The organism is Micromonospora phaseoli (assembly GCF_900109115.1).
Taxonomy (GTDB): domain Bacteria; phylum Actinomycetota; class Actinomycetes; order Mycobacteriales; family Micromonosporaceae; genus Micromonospora; species Micromonospora phaseoli.
Window position 1 is genome coordinate 201726 of record NZ_FNYV01000010.1, and the last position, 26383, is coordinate 228108.

General features: G+C 69.4%; 23 protein-coding genes, 2 tRNA genes and 2 pseudogenes. 17 read left to right on the forward strand and 10 right to left on the reverse strand.

Going from position 1 to position 26383, the window contains the following annotated elements; genetic code table 11:
* Position 1 precedes the first annotated feature (1 nt).
* Positions 2-772, forward strand: coding sequence for an energy-coupling factor ABC transporter ATP-binding protein (locus tag BMY89_RS23570; protein WP_092382231.1), 771 nt, complete (start codon positions 2-4; stop codon positions 770-772).
* Here BMY89_RS23570 and BMY89_RS23575 read toward each other — a convergent pair.
* From BMY89_RS23575 to BMY89_RS23590, 4 genes are read right to left on the reverse strand one after another with little or no spacing between them, the layout of a single operon-like run.
* On the reverse strand, positions 762-1856 hold the full coding sequence (locus BMY89_RS23575; protein WP_232521513.1) for a hypothetical protein: 1095 nt from the start codon (positions 1854-1856) through the stop codon (positions 762-764). The two genes, BMY89_RS23570 and BMY89_RS23575, sit on opposite strands and share 11 nt — an antisense overlap.
* Positions 1853-2569, reverse strand: coding sequence for a DsbA family protein (locus BMY89_RS23580; protein ID WP_092382232.1), 717 nt, complete (start codon positions 2567-2569; stop codon positions 1853-1855). The genes BMY89_RS23575 and BMY89_RS23580 overlap by 4 nt, the downstream gene beginning before the upstream one ends.
* Positions 2562-3059, reverse strand: a complete 498-nt coding sequence (locus tag BMY89_RS23585) for a MauE/DoxX family redox-associated membrane protein (protein ID WP_092382233.1) — start codon at positions 3057-3059, stop codon at positions 2562-2564. Before BMY89_RS23585 ends, BMY89_RS23580 begins: the two co-directional genes overlap by 8 nt.
* Positions 3056-3691 (reverse strand): sigma-70 family RNA polymerase sigma factor, encoded by a 636-nt coding sequence (locus BMY89_RS23590; protein WP_092382234.1) that lies wholly within the window; start codon positions 3689-3691, stop codon positions 3056-3058. The genes BMY89_RS23585 and BMY89_RS23590 overlap by 4 nt, the downstream gene beginning before the upstream one ends.
* Positions 3692-3897: 206 nt before the next feature.
* Between BMY89_RS23590 and BMY89_RS23595 the strand changes: the two genes are divergently transcribed.
* The 3 genes from BMY89_RS23595 to BMY89_RS31580 all read left to right on the forward strand — a co-directional run bounded on the left by BMY89_RS23595 (position 3898) and on the right by BMY89_RS31580 (position 7445).
* Positions 3898-5559: a copper resistance CopC/CopD family protein gene (locus tag BMY89_RS23595; RefSeq protein WP_092382235.1), complete on the forward strand. Its 1662-nt coding sequence runs from the start codon at positions 3898-3900 to the stop codon at positions 5557-5559.
* Between the two features lie 13 nt (positions 5560-5572).
* Positions 5573-6340: a YcnI family copper-binding membrane protein gene (locus BMY89_RS23600; RefSeq protein WP_092382236.1), complete on the forward strand. Its 768-nt coding sequence runs from the start codon at positions 5573-5575 to the stop codon at positions 6338-6340.
* A gap of 142 nt (positions 6341-6482) precedes the next feature.
* Positions 6483-7445, forward strand: a complete 963-nt coding sequence (locus tag BMY89_RS31580) for a hypothetical protein (protein WP_092382237.1) — start codon at positions 6483-6485, stop codon at positions 7443-7445.
* 141 nt (positions 7446-7586) lie between these two features.
* On the opposite strand, the gene BMY89_RS23610 is transcribed toward BMY89_RS31580, so the two are convergent.
* The gene (locus BMY89_RS23610; RefSeq protein WP_092382238.1) at positions 7587-8882 is read right to left on the reverse strand and encodes a glycosyltransferase family 87 protein; all 1296 of its coding nucleotides are present in this window, start codon (positions 8880-8882) and stop codon (positions 7587-7589) included.
* 73 nt (positions 8883-8955) lie between these two features.
* Between BMY89_RS23610 and orn the strand changes: the two genes are divergently transcribed.
* Positions 8956-9546 carry an oligoribonuclease gene (gene orn, locus BMY89_RS23615; protein ID WP_092382239.1) on the forward strand — a complete coding sequence of 197 codons (591 nt, stop codon included), beginning with the start codon at positions 8956-8958 and terminating at the stop codon, positions 9544-9546.
* A gap of 118 nt (positions 9547-9664) precedes the next feature.
* A tRNA-His gene (locus BMY89_RS23620) sits at positions 9665-9737 on the forward strand.
* A gap of 124 nt (positions 9738-9861) precedes the next feature.
* Here BMY89_RS23620 and BMY89_RS23625 read toward each other — a convergent pair.
* Positions 9862-11136: a L,D-transpeptidase gene (locus BMY89_RS23625; RefSeq protein ID WP_092382240.1), complete on the reverse strand. Its 1275-nt coding sequence runs from the start codon at positions 11134-11136 to the stop codon at positions 9862-9864.
* 125 nt (positions 11137-11261) lie between these two features.
* A complete protein-coding gene (locus tag BMY89_RS23630) occupies positions 11262-12524 on the reverse strand; it encodes a L,D-transpeptidase (protein ID WP_092382241.1) in 1263 nt (420 codons plus the stop codon).
* A gap of 186 nt (positions 12525-12710) precedes the next feature.
* Between BMY89_RS23630 and BMY89_RS23635 the strand changes: the two genes are divergently transcribed.
* The 4 genes from BMY89_RS23635 (at position 12711) to BMY89_RS23650 (ending at position 14409) form a co-directional block, all read left to right on the forward strand.
* Positions 12711-12786: transfer RNA gene (locus BMY89_RS23635), tRNA-Lys, on the forward strand.
* A 207-nt stretch (positions 12787-12993) separates the two neighbouring features.
* The gene (locus BMY89_RS23640; protein ID WP_092382242.1) at positions 12994-13434 is read left to right on the forward strand and encodes an NUDIX hydrolase; all 441 of its coding nucleotides are present in this window, start codon (positions 12994-12996) and stop codon (positions 13432-13434) included.
* 71 nt (positions 13435-13505) lie between these two features.
* On the forward strand, positions 13506-13712 hold the full coding sequence (locus BMY89_RS23645) for a hypothetical protein (protein ID WP_092382243.1): 207 nt from the start codon (positions 13506-13508) through the stop codon (positions 13710-13712).
* A gap of 16 nt (positions 13713-13728) precedes the next feature.
* Complete coding sequence (locus BMY89_RS23650) at positions 13729-14409, forward strand: YdcF family protein (protein ID WP_175510411.1); 681 nt, start codon at positions 13729-13731, stop codon at positions 14407-14409.
* A 6-nt stretch (positions 14410-14415) separates the two neighbouring features.
* Here the strand turns inward: BMY89_RS23650 and BMY89_RS23655 are convergent, their stop codons facing one another.
* Entirely contained in the window at positions 14416-15642 is a 1227-nt protein-coding gene (locus BMY89_RS23655) for a helix-turn-helix domain-containing protein (RefSeq protein ID WP_175510409.1), read from the reverse strand.
* Between the two features lie 370 nt (positions 15643-16012).
* Here BMY89_RS23655 and amcA (BMY89_RS31485) point away from each other — a divergent pair, with 370 nt between their 5' ends.
* The 5 genes from amcA (BMY89_RS31485) (at position 16013) to BMY89_RS23675 (ending at position 18575) form a co-directional block, all read left to right on the forward strand.
* A complete protein-coding gene (amcA, locus tag BMY89_RS31485; protein WP_307818761.1) occupies positions 16013-16180 on the forward strand; it encodes a multiple cyclophane-containing RiPP AmcA in 168 nt (55 codons plus the stop codon).
* A 65-nt stretch (positions 16181-16245) separates the two neighbouring features.
* Positions 16246-16521, forward strand: coding sequence for a hypothetical protein (locus BMY89_RS23660; protein WP_232521514.1), 276 nt, complete (start codon positions 16246-16248; stop codon positions 16519-16521).
* Positions 16518-17654: a cyclophane-forming radical SAM peptide maturase AmcB gene (gene amcB / locus BMY89_RS23665; protein ID WP_092382245.1), complete on the forward strand. Its 1137-nt coding sequence runs from the start codon at positions 16518-16520 to the stop codon at positions 17652-17654. Before BMY89_RS23660 ends, amcB begins: the two co-directional genes overlap by 4 nt.
* Positions 17651-17836 (forward strand): multiple cyclophane-containing RiPP AmcA, encoded by a 186-nt coding sequence (amcA, locus tag BMY89_RS23670; protein WP_092382246.1) that lies wholly within the window; start codon positions 17651-17653, stop codon positions 17834-17836. The genes amcB and amcA (BMY89_RS23670) overlap by 4 nt, the downstream gene beginning before the upstream one ends.
* A 70-nt stretch (positions 17837-17906) precedes the next feature.
* Entirely contained in the window at positions 17907-18575 is a 669-nt protein-coding gene (locus BMY89_RS23675) for a pentapeptide repeat-containing protein (protein WP_092382247.1), read from the forward strand.
* Positions 18576-18913: 338 nt separating this feature from the next.
* On the opposite strand, the pseudogene BMY89_RS23680 reads toward BMY89_RS23675, so the two are convergent.
* Positions 18914-19576: pseudogene (locus tag BMY89_RS23680) on the reverse strand (5'-methylthioadenosine/S-adenosylhomocysteine nucleosidase family protein); the annotation flags it as partial.
* Positions 19573-20304 carry an NUDIX hydrolase gene (locus BMY89_RS23685; RefSeq protein ID WP_092382248.1) on the reverse strand — a complete coding sequence of 244 codons (732 nt, stop codon included), beginning with the start codon at positions 20302-20304 and terminating at the stop codon, positions 19573-19575. The gene BMY89_RS23685 and the pseudogene BMY89_RS23680, both read right to left, overlap by 4 nt.
* A 970-nt stretch (positions 20305-21274) precedes the next feature.
* On the opposite strand from BMY89_RS23685, the gene BMY89_RS23690 reads away from it, so the two are divergent.
* Together BMY89_RS23690 and BMY89_RS23695 are read left to right on the forward strand one after the other, a co-directional pair.
* Entirely contained in the window at positions 21275-23971 is a 2697-nt protein-coding gene (locus tag BMY89_RS23690) for a LamG-like jellyroll fold domain-containing protein (protein WP_232521515.1), read from the forward strand.
* A gap of 223 nt (positions 23972-24194) precedes the next feature.
* Positions 24195-26383: pseudogene (locus BMY89_RS23695) on the forward strand (hypothetical protein); the annotation flags it as partial.

The following is a 26383-nucleotide window of genomic DNA, read 5'->3' on the forward strand; positions in this document are numbered from 1 at the left end:
GGTGCAGCCCACCGCGCCCAGTCTGGAGGTCCGTGGCGTCCGGTACGCGTACCCGGACGGTCACGTCGCCCTGCACGGCGTCGACCTGACGGTGGCGCGGGGCGAACGGGTCGCCCTGCTCGGCCCCAACGGTGCCGGCAAGACCACCCTGGTGCTGCACCTCAACGGCATCCTCACCCCGACCGAGGGTGGCATCGTCGTCGGTGGGCTGGCGGTCAGCTCGGACCGGGCGAGGCTGGCGGAGATCCGTCGACGGGTGGGCATCGTCTTCCAGGATCCGGACGACCAGCTCTTCCTGCCCACCGTCGCCGAGGACGTGGCGTTCGGCCCGGCGAACCTCGGGCTGCGCGGCGCGGAGCTGGCGGCGCGGGTGGACGAGGCGCTCGCGGCGGTGGGCATGTCCGAGCACCGCGACCGGACCCCGCACCACCTCTCCTTCGGCCAGCGCCGCCGGGTGGCGGTGGCCACCGTGCTCGCCATGCGCCCGGAGATCCTGGTGCTCGACGAGCCCTCGTCCAACCTCGACCCGGCGGCCCGGCGGGAACTGGCCGGCATCCTGCGCGACCTGCCGGTGACCCTGCTGATGGTCACCCACGACCTGCCGTACGCCTTCGAGCTCTGTGACCGCTCCGTCATCCTCGACGGCGGGCGGATCGTGGCCGACGGGCCGACCCCCGAACTCCTCGGCGACGAGGAACTGCTGGCCCGGCACCGCCTCGAACTGCCCTACCTCTTCCGTCCCACCCCCGGCCCCACCCCGGTCAGGGAGTAGCCGCCGCCGCGCGTCGGCCGGCGGTGTGCAGGCGCAGCACGGCGGCGGCCAGCGCGCCGGCCCCGGCGACGAGGACCAGGACGACCAGCAGCCGGGCGGCGGTCGCCGGCCACGGCATCGGGACGACCGCACGGGCGAGCACGGCGGCGTTGGTGACCCCGGCGAACAGGGCCAGACATGCTCCGGCCAGCGCCACCACGAAGTCGGCGTGGGCGCGGGTACGCGTCGTCGCCCAGCCTCCGGCGGCGATCGCGCCGAGCCCGGTCAGCAGGGCCCACACCGGGCCGGTCAGCAGCCCGCCGAGCGTGCCGCCGACCCCCTCGGCTCCGGCGTCCAGCACCCGCCCGACGGAGAGCACGACGGCCGCCACCCCGCCGAGGACCAGCAGTCCGCCGAGGGCCACCAGCGCCCGCCGGCCCGGAGTCGAGGCCGCCGGCAGCAGCCCGAGAGCGCCCACCGCCAGCATGCCGAGGGTGGCGGCCACCCACCAGGTGTACGCGTCCGGCGGCGGCACCCAGTCCAGGGTGCCGCGCAGCTCCATCGGTCCGTCGGCGTCGCGCAGCGGCACGACCCAGTCGCGTACCCGGTGCTCGCGTTCGGGTGCCGCGCGGACCTGCGCGGGCGGTGCCGCCTCGCGCCACAGGACGCGTTGGTCGTGCCAGCGGGCGGTGTTTCCACCGTCGACGCGTCGCCACTGCGGGGCGGCGGCCGGATCCACCTCGGCGGGCAGCACGGTGTCCCCGACGATGGTGCGGTTCAGGTATGTCGCGGGCGACCGGGTGTTCTCGAAGACACCGTCGGGCCCCACCCGCAGGTACGGCTCGCCCGAGTAACCGACCACCTCGACCGGCTCGCCGCCGGTGTTGGTCAGCTCCAGCCGGGCGCCCGCCTCGATCACCCGTACCCGCAGCTCCGGCCGGGCCGGGGTCACCTCGGTGACCTCGACCCGGTAGTCGGTGCCGTCGGGCGCGTCCGCGCCGTGCGCGAGCGCCGGGGTGGCGGTCGCGACGAGCGCGGTGACCGCGCCGGCGAGCAGCAGCCCGGCCCGGGCCAGCAGGGCCCGGACCGGTGGGGCCGGGATCACCTGCCGGCCGCCTCCACCGCGGCGGTGATGTTCTCCGGCGTCCACTCCCGCACCGGCTCCCCGTCGACCAGGATGCTCGGCGTGCCGGTGATGTTGGCGCGGGTCGCCTCGTCGGTGACGTGGTCCGTCCACGACTGGTACTTCCCGTCGCGGACACAGCTGCCGAAGGCGTCCCGGTCCAGTCCGACCTCGACGCCGATGTCGATCAGCTCGTCGTTGCTCAGGCCGGCACCGCCCTCCGGCGGTTGCCGCTCGAACAGTGCCTTGGAGAACTCGGTGAACCGGCCGCCCTCGGCGGCGCAGCCGGACGCAGCCGACGAGCGGGTCGAGTACTCGGTGCTGGAGTAGCGGTTCAAGAACGCCACCGGGTGGTACACCACCCGCACCTTGCCGTCGCTGATCAGCTGCGCGATGGTGGCGCCACTGCTCTGCTCGAACTGCTTGCAGGCCGGGCAGAGGTAGTCCTCGTAGATGTCGATGGTCACCGGCCCGGAACCCACCACCACACCGGTGCCGGCGTCGTTGGCGCCCGGCGGTGCGGTGTACTCATCGGACTGTTGGCCCGACCAGACGCTCCACCCGATCAGCCCGGCGATGACCAGCACCACCACCGCACCGAGCGAGATCCACAGTGTCCGCTTGCGGCGCCGCTCCCGGGCAAGCTGTTCCCGGACCACCCGGGCCGCGTCCTTGCGTCCCTTGCGACTACTCATCATCGTCCTCCACCGGTTCGCCCGTCAGCGCGCCGTCGGCTGAGACGGCGGTGCGGGGCCAGATCAGCAGGAACCCGGCCAGCGCCAGGAAGCCCAGGTCCCGGAGGATCTCCGGGAGATAGCTGGGGCTCTGGCCGGCCGGCAGCTCGCCGCCCACCCCGAAGCAGCCGCAGTCGATCGCCAGCCCGCGCGCCCACGCCGAGACGATGCCCGCGATGAAGACCAGCAGCAGCGCCACGGAGACCCCGGCGACCAGCCGGGTGGCCAGCCCGACCAGCAGCAGTACGCCCAGCGCCAACTCGACGAGCGGCAGCGCCGCGCCGAGGACCATCGCCACGTCGTACGGCAGGACCTGGTACGCGTGCACCGCGCGGCCCGAGGCGGCCAGGTCATCCACCTTCGACCAGCCCGCGTACAGCCAGACGGCCGCCAGGCCGAGCCGGACGGCGAGCCCGAGCCAGGGACGCCAGCTGCGCAACCTCTCGTTCATCCGGCCAGCGCCTCACCGACAGCGTCGACGAGTTCGGCGCGGGCCCGGGCCACCCGGGACCGGATGGTGCCCACCGGCACCCCCTCCACCGCGGCGGCCTCGGCGTACGACAGACCGAGCAGCTGGGTCAGCACGAACGCCCCGCGCCGCTCGGCGGCCAGCCGGCGGACCAGGTCGGCCGCGCCGAGCTGCCCGGCCGGGTCGGGGTGCGGCACGTCGATGTGGGCATGGGCGGTGAGCCGCTGGTCGAGCCGCCGCCGCCGGACCACCGTGCGCAGGTGGTCGGCGCAGGCCCGCCGGGCGATGCCGAGCAACCAGGTACGGGCACTGGAACGGCCCTCGAAGGCGGGCAGCGCGCGGAACGCGCGGAGGTACGTCTCCTGGGTCAGATCGTCGGCGCTGTCCGGATCGACCAGCGCCGCCGTGAATCGCCACACCTCGGGCTGGGTGGCCCGGACGAAGGCGGCCTGGGCGACCGGGTCACCGCTGCGGGCGGCGAGCGCCCAGCCGGTGGTCGAGTCCGCGCTGGTCGACTCCGCGCTGGTCGAGTTTGCGCTGGTCGGCTCCGGGGCACGCGCGTCGGCTGCGGCGCGGTCGGCGGCAGCGGAGGGGTCGCGCGGGACAGGGATCACGACAAACCAGGTTACGCGGCGGTGCGGTGAGCAGCAGGGTCCTTCGGCCCCTCCATGGCCTGGACCACTTCGGGAACTTTTCCCGGGTTCGGACCGACTATCCGCTCATGACCTGCGCCCCCGGACCCGCGCGTGCGTCGTCGAGGGGCGGCCGTGCGGTGTCGGCGACCGGGGTGGGTCGCCGAGAAGGGGTGTCGTCAGCGAGCATGACGGGCATGACTGCCGTCCATCGCCGCCGATTCGCCCGGTTGGCCGCCGCCGCCGGCTTGTTGGTCACCGTCCTCGCCCTGCTGCTCGCCCCCGCCAGCCCGGCCAGCGCCCACGCCGTGCTGAACAGCAGCAGCCCCGCTGCCTCGACCGTGGTGCCCACCGCACCGGCCGAGGTGGTGCTCACCTTCAGCGAGACGGTCCGCAAGGTGCCGGACCGGATCCGGGTCATCGCACCGGACGGGTCCCGGGCGGACCGGGGTGAGCCCACCTTTACCGGCGGCGTGGTCAACATCCCCGTCGACGCGGCCGGCGGCAACGGCACCTACCTGGTCACCTACCGGGTGATCTCCGCCGACAGCCACCCGGTCTCCGGGGCGTTCACCTACTCCGTGGGCGCCCCGTCCGAGCCGCCGGTGGACACCGGTGACAGCGGTCGGGCGAACGCGGTGGTCGGCAACGCGGTCAAGGTCGCCAAGTACCTCGGGTACGCGGGTCTGCTGCTGGTCGTCGGGCCCGCGCTGGTGCTCGCCCTGCTCTGGCCGCGTCGGCTGTCCCGCAGTGGACCGGCCCGGCTGGCCTGGGTCGGCCTCGGGCTGGTGGCGCTGTCCACGGTCGCGGCGATCCTGCTACAGGTGCCTTACACCAACGGCGGCGGGCCGTTCGACATCACCGCAGACGGGTTGAGCCTGGTGCTCGGCAGCACCTTCGGGGCCGCCCACCTGGTCCGTCTCGGTCTGCTGGCGGCGGCGGCATTCCTGCTGCGACCGCTGCTGACCGGCCCGGTGGGCCGCACCGACCTGGTGATCCTCGGCGTGCTCGCCGGTGCCGCGCTGCTCACCTGGCCGCTGGCCGGGCATCCGGCGGCCTCGCCCGCGCCCGCGGTGTCGGTGGTCGTCGACGCGGTGCACCTGGGCGGCATGGCCGTCTGGCTCGGCGGCCTGGTGATGCTCGCCGGGTTCCTGCTACCCAGGGCCGACGAGCGGGAACTGGGCGCGATCCTGCCGATCTGGTCGCGCTGGGCCGCGCTGGCGGTCTCCGCGCTGCTGCTCGCCGGCATCGTCCAGGCGCTGATCGAGGTGGCTACCCCTGCGGCGTTGGTGAACACCCCGTACGGGCAGTTGGTGCTGGTCAAGATCGGGCTCTTCGCGCTGGTCATCGCGGTGGCCGCGTACTCCCGGCAGCTGGTGCGTACCCGGGTCGCGGCCAGCCGACCAGCGCCGGTACGCCGGGCGATCTGGGCGGAGTTGGCGATCACCGCGATCGTGCTCGGGGTCTCGGCCAGCCTGGTGCAGACCACCCCGGCCCGCAGCGTGTCGACGGACGTGGCCACCGACAGCGGCTACTTCAACACCACGGTGAACAGTTCGCTCTACTCGTTGCAGATCGAGATGTCGCCGGCCAAGCGGGGCAACAACTCGGTGCACTTCTACGCGTACACGCTGGACAACCAGCCGCTGCCGGTGGTGGAGTGGCGGGCCACCGTGGCCCTGCCGTCGGCCGGGATCGAAGCGATCCAGGTGCCGCTGCTGCCGCTCACCGACAACCACGCCACCGGGGAGATCAGCCTGCCCGCGGCGGGTGACTGGGAGCTGCGGGTGACCGCCCGTACCACCGAGATCGACCAGGCCACGGTGACCGCCACCGTGCCCATCCGATAGGAAGGTTCCATCGATGATCCGTCACCGGCGTACGGTAGGCACCGCTGCCGCCCTGGCGTTCGGCGCCGTCGTAACGGCCGTGTTCGGCTTCGCGGCGCCCGCGTCGGCCCACGTCACGATCAGCCCGGAGGTGGCCGAGCAGGGCGGGTACGGCCGGTTCGCGTTCCGGGTGCCGAACGAGAGCGACGAGGCGTCGACCACCAAGGTCGAGGTCTTCCTGCCGGAGAACGCGGCGATCGGCTCGGTCTCCACCACGCCCGTGCCGGGCTGGACGGTGGCCGTGGAGAAGCGCACGGTCGACCCGCCGGTCCAGGTGCACGGCGCCGAGATCTCCGAGGTGGTCGCCAAGGTCAGATGGACGGCCGAGGCCGGCACGGCGATCGGCCCCGGCACCTTCCAGGAGTTCCCGGTCCTGCTGGGCCCGCTGCCCGAGACCGATCAGATGATCTTCAAGGCGTTGCAGACCTACTCCGACGGAGCGGTGGTGCGCTGGATCGACGAGCCCGAGCCCGGCGGCGAGGAGCCCGCGACCCCGGCGGCGGTGCTGACCCTGACCGCCGCCGCCGACGCGCCCTCGGCGGCACCGACCGGGGCCGCGGAGGCACCCACTGCCGCAGACGACTCGACCGGGGGCGACTCCGGCAACGGGCTTGCCGTCGGGCTCGGTGTCGCCGGCCTGGTCGCCGGGCTCGGCGGGCTGGTACTCGGCGGGCTGGCCTTCGCGCGCGGCCGGCGCGAGGGCGGCGCGGTCCAGGGCGACCAGGCGGCAACGACCTCCTGAAGCGTTGCCGCGCCACGGGCCCGCCGGGATCATCCGGGCGGGCCCGTCCGCTTTCGACGCCCATGCCGTGGATATCCGCTGATCAGCCGGTCGGCGTGGGTAAGGTCGGCCGGGTATCTGGCTACGGAGGGGGACAGGGCGGATGCGTTTCGTGTGGGCGCTGGCCGGGATGCTGTTGCTGACCATGGGCACCGCCGCGCTGCTGGGCGCTGCCGCGCTTGGCCTGCTGACCGGCCACGCCGACCCGGGCGGGGCGTTCACCGCCCGGATGGAGACGGTGCAGACCCCGGGGCACGCGGTGGTGGTGACCGACCTCGACACGTTGATGCGGCGGGAGGCGCCCTTCGCCCGGGCCGGGCAGGCCCGCCTTCGGCTGGACGCCCGCACCCCCGAGGGCCCGGCCTTCGTCGGGCTGGCCCCGGCAGGCGAGGTGCAGCGGTGGCTGACCGGCGCGCCGCACGCCGTGGTCGAGCGGATCGCACTGGCCCGGGGGCCGCTGCCGGTCCGTCTGGATCAGGTCACTCCGGCGGCCGGCGTGCCACCGACCGTCCCGGCCGGACCGGCGGCACAGACGTTCTGGGTACGCGCCGGGACCGGCGTGCTCGAATGGAGCCCCGCCGACCTGGCCGGCCAGCGGTTGAGCCTGGTGCTGATGCGGCCCGACGGCGGGCCGGAAGTGACTCTGGACCTGCGCGCCGAACTGCGGGCCGGGTGGATCGCCCCGGCCACCTGGGGTTCGCTGGCCGGCGGGATGCTGCTGGTGATCCTCGCCGCGCTGCTGCTGCTGCGCCCGCTCCGCCCCCGTGAGGTGATCTTCGTGGTCGAACCTGACCAGGTGCCGGTGCTCGCCGGTCGCCTCGGACTCACCTCGCTCACCGGCCTCGGCGCGCCGGCCCAGCCCGGCCCTCGCCGGCTGCCCGAACGCCAACTCGTCTCGGTGGCCGCCGCGGTGCCGATCGCCGCCCGACCAGCGATCGGCCCCGTCCCCCGCCCGGAAACCCTCGCCGACCTCCCACCCGACCTCCCCGCCGACCTCCCCGCCGACCTCCCACCCGACCTCCCCGCCCCCCACCACCCCCTCCGCCCCCCAGCCCCACCCCACTAACCCCACCCCACCGACCACTTTCGTCGATCATGCAGTTGTGGCACGGGACAAAGCCGATAGCTGGGTCATAGCGGCGACCACAAGTGCAAGATCGGCGAAGAGGTGGGGTGGGGGTGGGGAGGGGAGGGAGGGGGGAGGGGGTCAGTGGTGGATGGGGGTTTGGGGGCGGGTGGTTGGCTTCGGGTCCTTGTTTCTTGGCAGGTCGGCTCCGGGGCGGACCGGCAGGACGACCAGCAGTACGAGGCAGAGCAGCACGTACACGTTGCGGAGCAGGAACTCCCAGGGAGTGCTGGTGGGCACCGGGGCGATGCCGAAGTCGTAGAAGGAGACCACGCCGTACACGATGATCGCTGAGGTGCCGAGGGAGAGCAGGCCCAGCCGGCGGCGCCGGCGTGCCCCGACGGCGGTGCGTGGGTCGGTGCTCAGCGTGGCGTCGATCAGGATCACCACCGCCGGGATGAACCAGTAGATGTGGTGTGTCCAGGTGATCGGGCTGATCAGCGCCGCCACCAGGCCGGTCAACGTCAGGCCGGTGAGCGCGTCCCCGGCCTGCGCCGCCCGCACCGCCCGCCACAGCCCGTACCCGGCCACTGCCGCGACCAGTGCCAGCCAGATCAGCCGGCTCGGCTCCTCCGGCGCGGTGAGCCGGCTCAACAACCCGAACAGCGACTGGTTGCCGGTGTAGTCGGTGCGGCCCACCCGATCGGTGGCCCACAGCTCGTGCGTCCAGAACCGCCACGAGTCGCCGGGCGCGACCGCCGCCGCGAGCAGGGTCGCCCCGGCGGCGGTCGCACCGGCCACCACCGCCGCCCGCCAGCGCCGGCTGGCCAGCAGGTAGACGACGAAGATGGCCGGGAACAGCTTCAACGCCGCCGCCAACCCGATGCCCACCCCGGCCCAGCGGCTGCCCCGGGGTACGGCGAACAGCAGGTCGGCCAGGATCAGCACGACCAGCAGCATGTTGATCTGCCCGAAGGTGATCGTTTCCCGGGTGCTCTCCACCGCGAGCACGGACAGCACGCCCACTGCGAGGGTGAACAGCTGTGGCAGGCGGTGCCGGCGGATCACCGGGTCGAGCAGCCATTTCGTGGTGACTGCCACACCGAGCAGGGTCAGCCCGGTGAAGATCACCACGGTGGCGCCCAGCTTCAGTGCGGCGAACGGCAGCAGCAGCAACGCGGCGAACGGCGGATAGGTGAAGAACAGCTCACCCTGCACCCGGTCGGGCTGCGCGTAGTCGTAGAGCGGGTTGCCGGCGGCCCACCAGTCCATCGCCTTCATGTAGATCTTCAGGTCGAAGAAGTTGTGGATGGTCCCGGGCAGGTAGAGCACCGGAATCACCGTCGCCAGTGCCAGCACGCCCACCACCCGGCGTGCCGTCTGGCTACCAGGATCGTCGAGGTCGACGCTGGACGGTGTGGCAGGTTCGGCGGGCACGGGAAAGACCCTAGCGGTCAGTGCGGCCCACGGCGCGCAGCCACGGGTCTTGGGCTGCGCGTAGGCTGTCCGAGTGGCTGATCTTCTCGTCTGGATCGACTGTGAGATGACCGGGCTCGACCTCGGCGGCGACAAGCTGATCGAGGTGGCGGCACTGGTCACCGACCCTGATCTCAACGTGCTCGGCGACGGCGTGGACGTGGTCATCCACGCCGACGACGCGGCGCTGGCCGCGATGCCGGAGATCGTCCGCACGATGCACGCCAAGTCCGGGCTCACCGACGAGGTGCGCCGCTCCACCGTCACCCTGGCCGAGGCCGAGGAGCGGGTGCTCGACTACGTCACCCGCCACGTGAAGGAGCCGCGTACCGCCCCGCTCTGCGGTAACTCGATCGCCACCGACCGGGGGTTCATCACCCGCGACATGCCGCGCCTCGACGCCCACCTGCACTACCGCATGATCGACGTTTCCTCGATCAAGGAACTGTGCCGCCGCTGGTACCCCCGGGTGTACTTCGGCCAGCCGCAGAAGGGCCTGGCCCACCGTGCCCTGGCCGACATCAGGGAGAGCATCCGGGAGATGGAGTACTACCGGCGCACCATCTTCGTCCCACTGCCCGGGCCCGACGTGGAGAGCGCCAAGGCGATCGCCGCCGAACTCTGAGCGGCGTCTCCCGACCGCCGGTCGGCTTTGCGCGCAACCCGCTGTACGTGGTCGGCCGTGGTGGGGGTATGATTTCCCCGCACCCGCCCCGGGGATTCGACCGGGGCGAGGCGGCATGGTGGCTGTAGCTCAGTTGGCAGAGCACCGGGTTGTGGTCCCGGTTGTCGTGGGTTCAATTCCCATCAGTCACCCGGTTGGTGGATCTCGGAATCCACTGCGAAGGCCCCGTCGGAGGACGGGGCCTTCGGCGTTCCAGGAGAGTGGTTGCGGAGCCACGACGGCGGCGGCCGAGGAGAGGCCGCCGCCGGTGTCGACTCAGGCGGTGGGTTCGGCGGAACTGCTCGGCGCGACGTCCGGGTCGACCCCGTCGGTCTGCGCCGGCTCGTACGGCAGGGCGCTGCCCTTGACGTACTCGTCCCAGCTGACGTTCCAGTCCGTCCAGCCGTTGCCGAGCTGCAGCTTGCGCTCGGTGCCCTTGACCACGATCGGGTCACCGACCGTGGTGTTGTTGAACAACCAGGCGCCGTTGGTCATCGAGACGTTCACGCAGCCGTGCGAGACGTTGGTGGTGCCCTGCTGCCCCTCCGACCAGGGTGCGGCGTGGATGAACTCGCCGCCCCAGGTCAACCGCTGGGCGTAGTCGATCTTCGTCCGGTAGCCGTCGTCGGGGCCCAGTTCGTCGAAGGTGTCGAAGACCGTCTTGCGCAGCTTCTCCATCACCACCATCGTGCCGCTGGAGGACGGGGTGCTCTTCTTACCCAGGCTCACCGGGATCGTCTTGATCGTCTCGCCGTTCTTGGTGACGGTCATCCGCTTGGTCTTGTTGTCCACCGTCATGACCAGCTTCGGGCCGATCTCGATGTCCACGGTCAGGTCGGCCCGGCCGTACCAGCCGTCGCCCAGCGGCAACCCACCGGCCTGCACCCGGTAAGACACCTCGCTGCCGGCCTGCCAGTACTCCTTCGGCCGGTAGCGGACCTCGGTGGGGCTGACCCAGTGCCAGATGCCCTCCTGGGCCGGCGTCGAGGTCACCGTCATCCGGCGTTGCAGGTCGGCCCGGTACTGCTCGGGGATGGCCCGGCCGAACTTCACGATCAGCGGCATGGCCACCCCGACGGTCTGGTCGTCGCCGAGGAAGCTGCTGACCCGCACCTGCTTGGCCGGCTGCTTCATCACCGTGAAGGCACTGGTGGCGGTCACCGGAAGACCGTCGTCGCCGGTCGCGGTGACGGTGGCGGTGTACGTCCCGCCGTACGTCAACGCCTTCGCCGGCAGCCAGCTCGTGCCGTCGGCGGTGAGGTCCCCCTCGACCGTCTCGCCGTCGGCGTCGGTCAGCTCGACCTTGGTGTCCTCGGCCTCCTTCGCGGCGAAGGTGATCGCCGTGGAGGCCGGCACGTCCTTCGCGTCGGCGGCCGGCTCGCTGATGCTGACCGAAGCCTTCGCGGCCGGCTGGTCGGCACCGTCCTGCCAGCCCGGCCCGTCGTCGCCGCCCTTGCCGCCCGTGCAGGCGGAGGTCAGCGCCAACGCCACGACGAGCATCCCCGCGGCGAGCACCCCCCGCCGTCGGTTGCGCTGGTCCCGAACTCGCATGGTGTCCTCACAGTCCTGGTCCGCTGCCCGTCCACAGCACAGACGCACCAGTTCACGTACCCGTTGCAGAAGGTGAACCGAAACACGTGGAGCGGGATGTCCGGATAGTGACAAATCCTGACCGGTCAGAGGCTCGGACCGGCGCCACCGTCCGGAACCGGCAGCGCGCTGCCCTTGACGAATTCCGACCAGCTCAGGTTCCACGCCGTCCAACCGTTACCGGCAGCCAGCTTACGTTCGGTGCCGGTGATGGTGATCGGATCGCCGATCTTCGTGCGTTTGAAGAGCCAGCGGGCGTTCGCCATGGAGACGTTCACACAGCCGTGGGAGACATTCTGCCGCCCCTGGACGTGCTCCGACCAGGGTGCCGCGTGAATGTACTCGCCGCCCCAGGTGATCCGCTGGGCGAAGTCGATGTCGGTGACGTACCGGTTCTCCGGGTCGGGGTCGTCCATCGTGTCGAAGACCGTCGACTCCTTCTTCTCCATCACCACCAGGGTGCCGCTGGACGAGGGGGTCTTCTTCTTGCCCAGGCTCACCGGCAACGTCTTGATCAGCTGGCCGTTCTCGTACACCCGCATCTGCTTGTCGGAGTTGGCCACCTTCATCTCGAAGGCCGAGCCGATCTTCGCGGTGGCGGTGCGGTCGACGTTGCCGAACCGGCCGTTGCTCAGCGGGATGCCGGCCAGCGCGATGCGTACGGAAAGCTTGGTGCCCGGCTTCCAGTACTCCGGCGCCCGGTAGTACGCCTGCGTGCCGTTACCCACCCAGTGCCAGGCGCCCGGCTGCGGCGGGTCCGTCTGCACGAACATCCGCTTCTGCACCTTGGCCCGGTCCTTCTCCGGAATGCCCGGGTGGAACTCGGCCACCACCGGCATTGCCACACCGTACGTACGGTCGTCGAAGAGGTAGAGCCCGGAGGTGATCATCGAGCCCGGCTTGGCCATCGTGGTGAACGTGCTGGTGCCCTCGCTGACCGTGCCGTCGGGCCGGTTCGCGGTCACCGTGGCGGTGTAGCGGGTGGACCACTTGAGCGGGGCCGCGGGAACCCACGAGGAGCCGTCCCTGCGCAGCGCACCCTTGACCTCCTTGCCGTTCGCGGTGGTCAGCTTGACCTGCGACACCTCACCGCCGTCCGGCAGCTTCGCGGCGATCTCCACGCTGACCGGCCGACTCTTCGACCCGTCGGCCGGACTCACCGCCAACGGCGGCCCGCTCGGTGTCCCGGGTGTCCCCGATGTTCCCGGCGCCGGCTTACCGGTCGCCCCGGGCGTCGCCCCGGGCACGAACTCGGCCGTCACGGGATCCTCACCGCAGCCCGACAATGCCAGCGACGCCATCAGACCCAGGGTGCCCACCAACGCCCCGGCCCGCGCGAACCTGCCCATCCCCACCCCTGTCGTTGCCCACCTGGCGGACATCGTGCCGTATAGCCGCCGTCCGGCATGAGCCCGTCCCACGCCTTGTGAGGTCTTCTCGTCAAATGTCCGGAAAGCTCGTCCGAAGGGACGACCCGGGGATCGGATTGGAACCCCGTTCGCAGTGCGTGCTAGTGTTCTCCCCGTTGCCAACGAGCGCCGCTAGCTCAACTGGCAGAGCAGCGGACTCTTAATCCGCGGGTTCGGGGTTCGAGTCCCTGGCGGCGCACCAACGAGCAAGGCCCTGACCTGGTAGAACTCTGCCAGTCGGGGCCTTTTTCGCGTACGCGTGTGGCGGGCGGTCGCTCGGTGGGTGCTCGGGAGCCGTTGGACCGGGGCGGCGTCGGTGGGACGCGGTGTGATGCCAGCGGTCAGGCTCGAAGATCACATGGGCGTGTTACCGCCAGTGCATCCCGTCGGGTGGGGATAGGGGTTGGTCATGCGTCGGATCGTGCGTACGTCGGTGCGGGCGATTCTGCTGGACGGTGACGACCGCCTCGTGCTGATCAAGCGGATCAAGTCCGGGCAGGTGCCGTACTGGACGACGCCGGGCGGTGGTGTGGAGTCGACGGATGTCTCTCTGGAGGCTGCGCTTCGTCGGGAGTTGCAGGAAGAACTCGGTGCCTCGGCCGATCGGTTCGCCCAGGTGTTCCTGTTCACCGCTCCCTTTGGGGATGGTGTTTCCGTGCAGCATTTCTTCGTCTGTCGGCTACTTGAGCTGCGAGAAGATGCTCGAACGGGGCCGGAGTTCGATGATCCGTCGCGTGGTGACTATCAGGTTGACCGAGTGACGATCGAGGAACTGCCTGCGGTGGATCTCAAGCCGGAAGTGCTCACCGAGTTCATCACCTCCAACAAGGAGGCACTGCTTTCGGTGTAGGCAGCTTGAGCAGAGCATCCTTGCTTGGAGTCGGCGTCGCCCCGCTGCCGCGCAACCCCTACGCTGGCGGCATGAGGGAACCCAGTGCGGACCGGACCTACGCCACGCCGGATGACCTCCCGGTCTCGGCTTTGTTGCCTGAGCTGCTGCGGAGTGTTCGTGAGGGGCAGGTCGTCTACCTCAGCGAGCAGGATGAACCGGTCGCCGCTGTCGTGCCGCTGGAGGTAGCGAGGGCGGGCCTGGCGGCACTGGGCCGATCCGACGAGGGACTGCGGTGACGGTCCTGCCTGGTACCTGTTGATGAATCAGCGCCCGGCGGCGCCGGCTGAGTCGATCCCCGACGAGATCCGTGTCGATGTGGAGACGCTGTGGCGCTACCACGACATGGGCCACGAACTGCAGTCGTGTGACGTGGGGATCGGGCTGGGCAGCCATGACCTAGGTGTCGCGGTGATCGCGACGCGCCTGTTCCACGAGGGATTGTTTCCCTGGATCGTGTTCACCGGGGCGAACGCGCCGACGACGGTGGAGCGGTTCCCTCGCGGCGAGGCTGTGCACTACCGCGAATATGCGATGGAGCAGGGCGTGCCGGCGGATTCGATTCTCGTGGAGTTACGGGCGACGAACACCGCCCAGAACCTGGAGTACACCCGGCAGCTCCTGGCCGAACGGCGTATCCCGGTGCGGTCAGTGCTGATCATGTCGCGGCCGTACCAGCAGCGTCGGGCGTACGCCACCTGCAGGCTGATGTGGCCGGAGGTCGACGTGGTCTGCGCGTCGAACCCGTTGGCACTCGACGACTACGTGCGCAGCATCGGGGACCCGCGGCGGGTGGTGGAGATGCTGGTCGGTGACACCCAGCGGATCGAGGTGTACGCCGAGCGTGGGTTCGCGATCCCACAGGAGATGCCGGACGAAATCCGGGCTGCGTTCGAGCGACTGGTGGCGGCCGGTTACACGAGCCGGCTGGTCTGACGACGGCTACCAGCGTGGTCCACCCGACCGGACGCCCATCCGTTCGCTGAGTTCGACGGCCAGACGGGGCGGCCGGGGGCGGATGAGGATGTCCCGGACGAGGTCGCGGGAGAGCCGGTGGTAGCGCACCTGGTCTGGGCCGATGACCTCCGCGTCCAACAGCGCGCCGAGGGCGTCGTCGATGCGGTTCCAGCGCGCCAGCGCTCGCGCGGTCTCGATGGCGTGGCGGACCTGCCGCTCGATGGGCAGGGCACCGGTGTCGAGTGGGGTACCTATGGCGATGGCGCGTTGGACGTCGCCGAGTTCCATCGCCACGGTCGTCTTGTGGATCGACACGTTGGTGGGCCCGAAGGCGGTCCACACGTGGTTGGCGTCGGCGCCGAGCTGGGTCGCTGCGGCGTCGGCTTCGGCGATGTGGATGTCCGCGGAGGCGCGGTCGTCGTCGCGGGCGGCGGCGAGGGCGCAGACGAGGTGCAGGCTGCCGTAGACCGACAGCAACTGCGGTGCGGGTCTGGTCAGCCGTGATTCGAGGAACTGTGCTGCGGTGGCGGCGAGGCCTCGGGCCTGCGCGTATTCGCCGATCGCAATCAGAGAGTGCGCGGCGGAGCGGCTGAGCGAGCCGATGACGACGTGGTCGTGGCTGGCGTTGGCGGCGGCCAGCCCTCGACTGGCCGCGGTCCATGCGAGATCACCTTCGCCGAGCTTGGTGAGGAACAGCGCAGCGAGCTGGTGGGCGTAGGCGGTCATCGCGTGTGCGCGCTGGCCGTCGTCTCCGTCGTAGGCCTCGGTGGCGGTCAGGCAGTCGTGGATGAGGTACGGAAGCCGGCGAGCGAGAGCGCCGTAGCGCGAGTGCTGGTAGGCGGTCCAGATCTCGGCCACGTTGTTCTCGATCTCACGCAGGGCTAGCGCATCGACAGCAGCCGGGCTGGCCAGAGCTGGCGCGAGGTGCCGGTAGTCGTGGAGCGCGGCGCGCAACGCGGGAATGGTTTCACGTCCTGAATCGTCGGACCACTCGAACAAGCTCGGTGCGCCGATGAGGTCCCCAAGAGAGACATCGAGGGCCCTGGCGATTGCGCGAATGACCGAGAGGCGGTCCAGGTCGGCGCGATTCGTCTCGACCTTGCGTAGCCACTCCTGGGTCTTGCCGACCAGTCCGGCCAGCACCTCCTGGGAAAGCCCTCGCCGCCGCCGGTAGAAGGCGACGCGCTGGCCGATGGTCATGTCGTCCGTCATTCCTCGCACACCATCACCCTGCCCGCTGATGTCCGCCTGACCCGGTACGAATTTTCCCGGTCCCTTCGACAGGTCGCCCCTACGTTCAGTGCACCCCAGGTCACCGTCGCATGTCGATGCCTAGGCCTGGATCGCCTGACAGAGAGCTGCGGATGGAGGAATCGATGACCGGCTTACCAGAGGGCGGCTCGAATCGCCGGCTCGGACTGTCCTGGAGCGCACCGTATCGGAGTCTTCCTCGCCTGCGTACCGCCATCGGGGCTGCGTGGGTGAGTGATCGGCGGTCTGCCCGAGGCCGCCGTGCGGCGGCGGTGGGCTCGCCCTTCCCCCGGCGAGCCCACCGCTCACCGTCTCGAACGGACGTGCTGGCATGACGGTGTACGTCTCGCGTCACGCGAAAGCCGACCACCTCTGGCGACAGACGTTGATCGCCGAGGGCCCTATGCCACAAACGACTCGCCCGGCTGATCCACCACTGCTCACCCACGCCTGGCGTCAACTGTTCGAGCGGCAGGTCCGGGAAGCCGGCCGCCGGTGACCGGCGACCGGGGCCAGAGCCGGGCCCGAGCGAATGCAGCGCTGTTCCGGCAGGAACATCTGCCTATGCAGCCATTGTGGCTTTGCTGGCGGTGCGGTCAGCCGTGGCCGTGTGGCGCGGCGAAGCTCGCCCTCGCGGCCGAGTACCGGGACAGCCCGGTGAGCCTGTTGCTCTACCTGGCCAGCTGCCTGCACGACGCGATCGATGACCTGCAACGGCTCAATTCCAGTGAGGCGGGTGGTACCGCCTCACTGTTTGACCGGTTCCTCGGGTGGCCCGCCCGCACCCACGCCTACCGAGCCGACACCGCCACGGCGATCGGGAACGAGGAGACATCGTGAACGGCATCGGCCTCATCAGCGTCAATCGTCAGCCGGCGATCGCCAGCAGGTTTCACACACTGGTCGTGCAGCCCACCAGCTTCTGCAACCTCGACTGCACCTATTGCTATCTGCCCGACCGCAGATCCATCCGCCTGATGAGCGATGCCGTCGCGCGAGCCTGCGCCGAATCGATCGCCCAGCAGAACAGCAGTCATCCGGTCAGCGTCGTGTGGCACGGCGGCGAGCCGACTGCTACACCCACCGAGACTTTTCAGCGGCTGCTGACTCCGTTTGAGGATCTGCGGCGCGACGGCCGGCTGCGTCACGAGATCCAGACCAACGGCACCCTAATCAACCAGCGGTGGTGCGACCTGCTCGCCACCCACGACTTCGAGATCGGGATCAGCATCGACGGTCCAGGCACGCTGAACGGCAACCGGCTCGACCGGGCCGGGAAGGCAACGACCGCCCGGACGATGCGTGGCATACAGGCGCTCGTCGACAACGGACTGACGTACTCAGTGATCTGCGTCGTTACTCCCGAGACCATCGACCATGCCGACGACCTCGTCGAGTTCTTCGCCAGTCTGCCGGGCTGTGAGTCGGTGGGTTTCAACATCGAGGAGCAGGAAGGTGCCGACCGCCTGCCGGTCTCCGAGGAAGCCGCGTACTGGTTCTGGCACCAGATCGTGCGGTACCGGCTTGCTGGCAGTCCGCTCCGGATCCGCGACGTGGACCGCCTGGCCGACTACCTCGCCGCCACCCGCGCCGGGCTTGTCGACCACGTCCCGTACGAGCCGATCCCCACCGTCTCCCACGACGGCCAGGTGGTTCTGCTGTCACCGGAACTGCTCGGCATCAAAGACCCGCGCTACGCGGACTTCATCGCAGGCAACGTGCTCCACGAGCCGGTCGGCGACATGCTCGCCCATGCCAGCGAGCTGCGATACGTCACCGAGTTCGTGACCGCGCTCAACGACTGCGCCGACCGCTGCGACTTCTACGACTTCTGCCGGGGTGCGCAGGCCGGCAATCGCTACTTCGAACACGGCACCTTCACCCCGCGGGAGACCGCCTACTGCCGCACGACCCGGCAAGCCCTGATCTGCGCTGCTGCGGATCACCTCACCCTTCAAGGAGGACCGTCATGACCCACGCCCTCACTGCGCTTCTCGACGCCCCGCCGGACCGTCTCGCCCTGCTCGGCGCCGACCCGACCCGCGCGGTAGCGTCGATCGACGCGGCGAAGTTCGACAACCGGCCCACCTGGGACAACAAGGGGAAGTTCGACAGCCGCCCCGCCTGGGACAACTGGAACAAGAAGAAGTCGTAGCCCGCCGACCGGCGGTGCGATTCGACGTGGGGTGGCGTGCCCACCCCGCGCCCGAACAGGTTGAGGAGACATGCGGACGACCACCGTGGGCGACGTGACCCTTCTCCTGCCCGACCTCGATCCGGAGGACCTCGACCAGGTCAGCGATCTGTCCGACGATGACGTCCGCGACGGCCTCGTCGATGGGGTCTCCTGGCGTGGCGAGCAGCTTGCGGAGCAGAGCATCCGAGGTTGCCGGATCACCGGCGCGGACCTCGGTGAGGTCAGCTGGGAAGCCGGAGCTCTCTACGGGTGCGAGGTCGCGCAGACGGACCTGTCTGGCGCGACCCTCACCGGCATCAGCATCGAGCGGTGCTCGTTTACAGGATCTAGGTTCACGGGCGCTCGGCTCATCGACGTCCGCCTCAAAGACGTCCTGTTCGACGACTGCCGGTTCGACTACGCCACCCTGAATCGCGTCAGCGCGGCCGGCTCGGTGGCCTTTACCAAATGCACGCTCAGCCACGGCAGTTGGTCGTCCTGCCGCCTGTCCGGCGTTGCCCTGCGCTCCTGCGATCTCAGCGACCTGGAGCTGGAATCCTGCCGCCTCGACGGCGCCGATCTGCGGGGCAGCCGGTTGCAACACTTCAGGACACCGTTGGACAACCTTCACGGCGTCGTTCTCGGTGAAGACCAGCTTCCTGACCTCACCCGCTTAGCCGTCGACGCGCTGAGTATCGTCGTCCGCGCCGAGGGTTGACCGAGGCCGAGGCAGATGATCGCCTGACCATAGGTCGAGGCCGCCCTTGCCTGGGTGTCCACCTTAAACTCCGCGTCGCCTGACCTGACCTGCGCACCTTCATGGTTCAGCGCGGCCGATTACCTGCTTGCGGTCGCACGTCCGTCCTCGAGGTAGACGCCGCCATGTCCGATGGCGGTGACCGCTGTCGCTACCCGCCGAGCCAACCGAGGAATCAACACCTCATCGAGGCGTTCCGGCTCGATGAAGTCGTACCGGTCCAGCTCGTCGGGGCACAGGCGGATCGTCGCAGTCTGGTCCGCTGTCAGCACTCCGCCGTCGAAGACGAACATGAGTCCGCCGTCGGTGTGGACCTTGGTCCCGTCGGCACGGTCGCTGATGCCGCGGACGACGACGGCCGGCAGAGAGCGGTTCAGGTGGGCGGCCTGGGCGACCCCGGCGGACTCCATCTCCACCGCCAACGCGTCGTTGTAGTGATCACGAATGCGCTTTGCCTCGGGCGAGGACGCTGAGTCGAGGACGACCTCTCCGGCGGCGATTGGGCCGAACCGCACCTGGGGCACTTCTCCGGCGAGGCCCCGCGCCCAGCCCCGCTCCCGCTCAAGATGCCGGGCGAGCTGATCACAGGCATGGGGGATCTCCCACACGCGAGGTCGGGTGCGGAACGCGTCGCTCTCGCTAGTGCCGCCGTGATAGGCGTACACGTGGGTGGCCACGACGACGTCGCCGAGGCCGACGGAGGGCCAGAGCGCTCCGGCCACGCCGGCGAAGATGACCGCTTCCGGATCGAACTCGGTCATGGCGCGTTCGGCGATGACGGCGGAGGGGTGGTTGCCCTTGCCGACAAGGCCGAGAATGATCTCACAGGAGCCTCCGGTCACGGTGCCACGCTCGAAGCGCGTGCCCATCGGATGTACGTGCGGTGCGACTTTCGTGAGACGTTCGCGGACTGCGTTGTACTCGAGGTCCAGTGCGGTGAGCACGACCACGGGTCTGGTCATCTCTCGTCTCCTCCGGCTGCGACGGTCGGAACCGTGCGGATCATGGGTGGGTAGAGGTTCCGGCACGGACCGGCGCGGTAGACGCGGGCCGGGCGGCCGGTGCCCGTGGCGCGGGGCGGACCGGCGGGGACCACGAAGCCCTTCGTGCCCTGGACCTTGCGGTAGAAGTTGCGGGGGTCGAGCGGCGTGCCCCAGACGGCCTCGTAGACCTGCTGCAGCTCCGTGAGGGTGAAGACCTCGGGGCAGAAAGCGGTCGCGAGTCCCGTGTGCTCCAACTTGGAACGGGCACGCTCCACCCCGTCGACGACGATGCGTAGGTGGTCGAAGGCGAGCGGTACCCGTGCGGCGAGTACATCGTCGACCGGCGTCCACTCGGCTGCTGCGGCGTCGGTTCCGGCGATGGGCTCGGGAAGGCGCGGCACGATGGCGAGGTGAGCGACGGAGACCACACGTCCACGAGGATCACGGTCGGGGTCGCCGTAGGTACCGAGCTGCTCCAGGTGCGGGATGTCGGTGAGCCCCGCCTCCTCCCGCAGCTCCCGGCGGGCGGCGCTGAGGATGTTCTCGCGCTCATCGGCGAGGAACCCACCAGGCAGCGCCGCCCGCCCAGCGAACGGCTCGACGCCGCGTCGCACGAGAAGCAGGTGCAGACGGCCACCGCGCAGGGTGAGGATCACAAGATCGACCGTGAGCAGGATCCGGGGTGGTTTCCACGTGTCATCGGGCACCGCTCGACCATAGCTTTTTGTCGAGTCGACAAAAAGCTGTCCAGGCTGTCGTGTCACCGACACTCTAAGTAGCGTCTAGATCACCAAGAGCTGAGTCCGATGGCAATGTGGTCGGACGGAGTGCTAGCGCACATGCGCCGCCGGGCGGCGCTCTGATCTCGGCTCGGTACCTGTCGAGGAGTTGCCGCACCACTGCACTCGTGCGGGCCAGGAGCGCAGGACTGGCCTGTACCACTCGACGTTCGGAATCCGCACGACGAGGTGTCCTTGATCCATGCATCCCCACCCCAGGGCACCAACCTGCGCCAGCATCCGTTCACTGATCGCACCCGGCAGGGTGCCCCCGTTTACCCCCCGAAAACCCCACCCCAGCGCTGACTACGAGTGACAAGAGGCGATGAATGCAGGACAGCGTTCATGCAGGTCAACGCCAAATTATGACCAGCGATGACAAGCTCGGCAGGGTGACGTTTGGTAACCGCGGGTTGTCAACTCTTATCATCGTTGCTCGGCATCTGCCGACACTCTGGCCCCGCCCGCCCGCCCGCCCGCCCCGCCTCCCGCCCGGCCGGCCGGGCGGTGTTCGTTCTGGTCCGCGATCCAGCCTACGACTCGGCCGCGCGGCGCCTGGACGTCGCAGGCGCAGTGCCTCTGGTGTGCGCGCTGGGCTGTGCTGGTCGACGTCGACCACTCGCTGTACACATGATCTTCCCGACAGTGTCGATCAAATCCCTCAGATCGCCGCTCGCTGATGTTGACACATCGATATGTGTCGGCGAAGGTGGTGATCATTTCTCGCGGGGAGGGCGTCGCTTTGGCCGGTTCTGGTTTGTCCTTACATGCTCAGCGGCCACGCCGGTCGCGCTGGTCAGCGGTCGTGCTGGCGGTTGCGGTGCTTGGGTCAGGGCTTGAGGTAGTGGACGGGCCTGACGTTGCTCTTGCGGCGTCCTCGGTGGTCCCGGATTGCTCGGTGACGGAGGCTGCGGACGAGGCGGCGGCGGCTGCGCTGGCTGCCGAGTGTGGCGTGTCGGTGGAGGCGTTGAGTGAACGGACCGAGTTTGAGCAGGTAGTGGTGGAACCATCTGGTTCGCAGACGTTGACGGTGGCGGCGGTGCCGCAGCGGGTTAAGCGGACCGATGGTTCGTGGGCTGCGATCGATCCGACTCTGTCGGTAGTGGGCGGGGCGGTGGTGCCGGCGGCGACCCTAGCCGATGTGCGGTTCTCGGTGGGCGGGTCGGGGCCGCTGGCAACCTGGCGGGTGGGCGGTTCGTCGTTCACTTTGTCGTGGCCGTTGGGTGCGTTGCCTGCGCCGCGGCTGGTGGGCGCCTCGGCGGTCTACGACGGTGTGTTGCCGGGGGTGAATCTGCATGTGACTGCGCTGCGGGAGGGGTTTTCGCATGCGGTGGAGATTCTGACCCCGGCTGCGGCGGCTAACCCGGCGGTGCGCCAGATCCGGTATGCGCTGGGCGGGGATGTGCAGGTTGAGGCGGATGGCGGTGGCGGGCTGCGCCTGGTTGATCCGGGCGGGGAGACGGTCGCGGTCACGCATGGGGCGTCGATGTGGGATTCGTCGGTGGATCCGGCGGGTGCTGGTGAGGTGATCTCGGCGCGCGGCGTTGCCGGGGAGACGGCGGTGCCGGCGACGGGTGCGGAACCGGGTGTCACGTCGCGGCGGACGGGCGTCGCTGTGGAGGTCGATGGCGGCGACCTGACTGTGGTGACGGACGAGGCGATGTTGGATGACCCGACGGTGACGTGGCCGGTGTTCGTGGATCCGCCGTTCAACGGGTTGCGCTCGAAGTGGGCGTACGCGAACAACACCAACAAGAACTGGGACGTCGGCAGCCGGGCCTGGGTAGGCCGCAACGACTACGACGGCGTGTTGTACCGGTCGTTCTTCGATTTCAATGTGTCGACCTTGCGGGGAACGCAGATTCTGTCGGCGAAGGTGACCATGGAGTTGGACCACTCGTGGTCGTGTGACCCGTCGTGGGTGCACCTGTACCGCACCAACACTGACGGCATCACGGTGTCCAGTGCCGGGCGTATGAACTGGTCGACTCGGCCGTTGCCCTCGTCGCACTGGTTGGACTCGTGGGAGGGCAACGCGAACGAGGCCGGTGGTTGCGGCTCGATCCAGCCGGACGCGACCGCCGTGTTCGAGGGTTCCACGTTGAAGAACAACGTGCAGGCGCGGGCGACGGCGAACGCGACGACTTACACGGTCGGGTTGTGTGCGTGTAACAGCGACGGCCAGCACGAGTCATTGCAGGAGCGGTGGAAGAAGTTTCATGCCGCTCACACCTACCTGATCGCGACGTACGACAAGAAGCCGAACCCTCCGGCCGCGCAGGCGTTCTCCACCACGACGGACTGCTACAAGGCGTGCACGTCGCCGGCGGTGGTCCGCACGACGACGCCGACGTTGCGGGCAAACGTTTCGGACCCGTACAACGGGAACCTGAAGACCAGGTTTGAGGTACGTACGTCGGCCTCGCCGTCGGCGACCTTGGTAGCGAGCAACTCCGCAGCACCGTCGACTACCGCGGCGCCGGGCCTTGCGACCTGGAAAGTGCCCTCCGGCTTGTCCAACGGGTCGACCTACTACTGGCGGGCGTACTCGACAGATGAGAACAATCTGACAGGCGACTGGTCGACGTGGCAGACGGTGAGCGTGGACACGTCACCACCGGTGGTGACGTCGGTGTCGTCGGCGCAGTACCCACTGCGGGACTGGGGTGCAGTGCTGGGCACCCCCGGGACGTTCGCGTTAGCCGGCGCAGCCGATGTCGCGGACTTCACCTGGTCGGCGGACGGCGGATCGGCGACGACGGTCACCGCGTCCGGCACGAATCCAAAGACGGCGTCGGTGACGCACAACCCCACGACGGACATGGTCCACACGCTGAGCGTGGTGGCCAAGGACATCGCCGGCAACATCAGCCAGACCCACCTGCATCAGTTCTGGGTATCGCCCCTGCCGAACAAGTTCTCCCGCTGGAAGCTCGACGAGATGTCCGGGACGACGACGGCGGACTCAGGATCGGGTGGTAGCGCGTTGTCGCCGGGAACGCTGTCGGGTTCGGTGTCGTTCGCACCCGGCTATCTGGGCGGCGCCGCCTCGTTCACCGGGACCGGTGGTCAGATCACTATGAGCGGCCCGGTACTGGACACCACCAAGAGCTTCACGGTGATGGCCTGGGTCCGCGCATCAGACCTGGCTGCGCACGACTATCAGGTGGCGCTGAGCCAGGACGGAACGACGGCCAGCCGCTTCCAGCTGATGTACAACAAGGACGCCAACAGTGGCGCCGGCGGCTGGTGCTTCGCCATGCGCCCCACGGATGGTGGCAACTCGACGAGCGCCTGCACGGACGGAACGTCCTGGGGACTACCGTCCGTGGGCACGTGGGTGCACCTCGCCGGGGTGTACGACGCGGCCGCCCACAAGATCCGTGCGTTCGTGATGGGCGACCCGCTCAACTGCGGCGGTGAGACCGCCGAAGCATCCTTTACCGGCACGTGGTCGGCGACCGGATCGTTCGCAATCGGCCGTGCTCTGTCGTCGGGCGCCGCCGCGAACCGTTGGCGCGGCGAAATCGATGACGTCCACGCCTTCCAGCGGACCCTTTCCGACATCGAAATCTGCCAGCAAGCCGCCCAGTAACCCATCCGACCCGGACTCCGGGCGGCCCGAGCCACCGTCAGTGGGCGAGGCTCGACTGCCATGTCGGTAAGGCTGCCAGGAGTCCCCAACTCATGTGCCGTCAGCTCGTCACGTTTCACCTCCGGTTCCGTCGCTAGAAGCATGCATGGGGAGCAGCGCCATGAGGGTTGAAGTCGAGGGTCCGCCGCAGCGGACGAAAGCAAGGCCTGGCGTCGGGCGCCGGATGCGCTGGATGTCCGCACCGTTGGCGGTGCTCCTGGCGGTCACGATGATCGACCAGCCGTCGGCTGTCGAGGCAGCGCCGAAGTGGGAACCGCCAAAGCCGAAGGATGTTGCCGGACTGCGGGTGACCGACGCAAAGCCGCAGGCCGCACGAGTGACGGCCTTCCCGGAGTCGCGTGCGGTGCGGGGCCCACGGCCCGTGACCTGGCCGCAGCCGGGTACGGCGACGGCCCGCCCAACTGTGGCGGGTGCGCATCGGGCTGGTGGGCTGCCGGTGACCGTGTCCGCAGTGGAGTCAGAAGGCTTCGGCGCGCGGGGTGTGGCCGGGCCGGAAGCGGTGACGGTGCGGGTGTTCGACCGAGCGGCCACCGCGCGGGCAGGCGTGCAGGGTGTGTTACTGAGTCTTGGTCACTCGGATGGCATACCGGGCAATGGGCGGGTGTCGGTCGGGGTCGACTATTCGGGGTTCGCGCAGGCGTTCGGCGGCGACTGGGCGTCGCGGCTGCGGCTGACGCAGCGTCCCGCCTGTGCGGTGAGCACGCCGCAGCTGCCGGAATGCCAGACGGCCACGCCGGTGCCGACGGTGAACGACCCGCAGGCGTCAACGGTGTCGGCGCAGGTCGACCTGTCGGGTAAGGCGGTGACACTACTGGCGGTGCAGGCGGACTCGGGCGGCGACAACGGTGACTATAAGGCCACCGACCTCTCACCGGCCGCTGCCTGGGATGTGTCGGCCCAAACCGGTGATTTCTCCTGGTCGTACGAGATGCGGATACCCCCAGGATTGGGCGGTCCCGAGCCGTCGGTGAGCCTGGCGTACTCGTCGGGCAGCGTGGACGGGTTGACCACGATGTCGAATAACCAGGGCGGTTGGGTCGGCGACGGCTGGGCGTCCTGGCCGGGTTACATCGAGCGGCGGTACGACTCCTGCGCGGACGACAACCCGGGCCACAAGACCGGTGACCTGTGCTGGTTCAACGACAACGCGACGCTGTCGTTGAACGGTCGGGCGGGTGAGCTGATCCGCGACGGTTCGGTGTGGCGGATGAAGAACGACGACGGTACCAAGATCGAGCGGGTCACCGATTCGGCCCGGGCCAACGGTGACAACGACAACGAGTACTGGAAGGTGACCACCACCGACGGGGTGCAGTACTTCTTCGGTTACCACCGGCTGCCGGGCTGGTCGTCGGGGGATCCGGTGACGAACTCGACGTTCACGACTCCGGTGTACGGCAACAACTCCGGTGAGCCGTGCTACGACTCCACGTTCGCCGACGCCCGCTGTAACCAGGGGTGGCGGTGGAACCTGGACTACGTGGTCGACCCGAACAACAACTCGCTGGCGTACTTCTACAAGAAGGAGACCGGCGCGTACGGCCGCAACAACACGCCGACCCAGCGGACCACCTACGACCGGGGCGGCTACCTGGACCGCATCGAGTACGGCATGCGTAAGGGCGCGGAGTACAGCGCGGCGGCGCCGTTGCGGGTGATGTTCGAGACCAACGAGCGGTGCCTGTCGAACTGCTGGACGGGTACGGCGTGGACGTCGGATCCGAAGCCGGCCTCGTGGCCGGACACCCCGTGGGACCAGTTCTGCAAGGAGGCCCCGTGTAACGAGCTGAACGCGCCGACGTTCTGGTCGGCGCGGCGGCTGACGAAGGTCACCGCGCAGCTGCGTAACGGCACGTCGTCGTACCGGGATGTGGAGTCCTGGGCGTTGCGGCAGGAGTTCATCAACGCCGGTACCGGTGAGAGCACGCCGATGTGGCTGCGCGGGATCACCCGGACCGGGCACGTCACCACCGCCGGCGGTGTCGCCGTCTCCGACCCGGAGATCACCTTCAACCCGGGGGCCGAGCCGCTGGCCAACCGGGTGGACGGGCCGTCGGACCAGCGCACCGAGCTGAACCGGTGGCGGATCAAGCAGATCCGCACCGAGTCCGGCGGCGACATCCTGGTCACCTACTCGGGGCACGACTGCACCCGCAGCACCCGGCCGACGCCGCACTCGAACACCAAACGCTGCATGCCGGCGTACTTCTCCTGGCCGGGCACTGGTGACCCGACGCTGGACTGGTTCCACAAGTACGTGGTCACCCGCATCGACCAGGACGACCTGGTCACCGACCAGCCGAACCAGACCACCTTCTACGACTACCTGGACGATCCGGCCTGGGCCTACAA

What these genes read in the sequence shown, in the direction of transcription:
- BMY89_RS23580 (WP_092382232.1), bottom strand. Translation starts at nt 2,569, where the DNA reads ATGAGTAGTCGCAAGGGACGCAAGGACGCGGCCCGGGTGGTCCGGGAA.
- BMY89_RS23585 (WP_092382233.1), bottom strand. Translation starts at nt 3,059, where the DNA reads ATGAACGAGAGGTTGCGCAGCTGGCGTCCCTGGCTCGGGCTCGCCGTC.
- BMY89_RS23595 (WP_092382235.1), top strand. Translation starts at nt 3,898, where the DNA reads ATGACGGGCATGACTGCCGTCCATCGCCGCCGATTCGCCCGGTTGGCC.
- BMY89_RS23600 (WP_092382236.1), top strand. Translation starts at nt 5,573, where the DNA reads ATGATCCGTCACCGGCGTACGGTAGGCACCGCTGCCGCCCTGGCGTTC.
- BMY89_RS31580 (WP_092382237.1), top strand. Translation starts at nt 6,483, where the DNA reads ATGCGTTTCGTGTGGGCGCTGGCCGGGATGCTGTTGCTGACCATGGGC.
- BMY89_RS23625 (WP_092382240.1), bottom strand. Translation starts at nt 11,136, where the DNA reads ATGCGAGTTCGGGACCAGCGCAACCGACGGCGGGGGGTGCTCGCCGCG.
- BMY89_RS23630 (WP_092382241.1), bottom strand. Translation starts at nt 12,524, where the DNA reads ATGGGCAGGTTCGCGCGGGCCGGGGCGTTGGTGGGCACCCTGGGTCTG.
- BMY89_RS23640 (WP_092382242.1), top strand. Translation starts at nt 12,994, where the DNA reads ATGCGTCGGATCGTGCGTACGTCGGTGCGGGCGATTCTGCTGGACGGT.
- BMY89_RS23645 (WP_092382243.1), top strand. Translation starts at nt 13,506, where the DNA reads ATGAGGGAACCCAGTGCGGACCGGACCTACGCCACGCCGGATGACCTC.
- BMY89_RS23655 (WP_175510409.1), bottom strand. Translation starts at nt 15,642, where the DNA reads ATGACGGACGACATGACCATCGGCCAGCGCGTCGCCTTCTACCGGCGG.
- amcA (WP_307818761.1), top strand. Translation starts at nt 16,013, where the DNA reads ATGACGGTGTACGTCTCGCGTCACGCGAAAGCCGACCACCTCTGGCGA.
- BMY89_RS23660 (WP_232521514.1), top strand. Translation starts at nt 16,246, where the DNA reads ATGCAGCCATTGTGGCTTTGCTGGCGGTGCGGTCAGCCGTGGCCGTGT.
- amcA (WP_092382246.1), top strand. Translation starts at nt 17,651, where the DNA reads ATGACCCACGCCCTCACTGCGCTTCTCGACGCCCCGCCGGACCGTCTC.
- BMY89_RS23675 (WP_092382247.1), top strand. Translation starts at nt 17,907, where the DNA reads ATGCGGACGACCACCGTGGGCGACGTGACCCTTCTCCTGCCCGACCTC.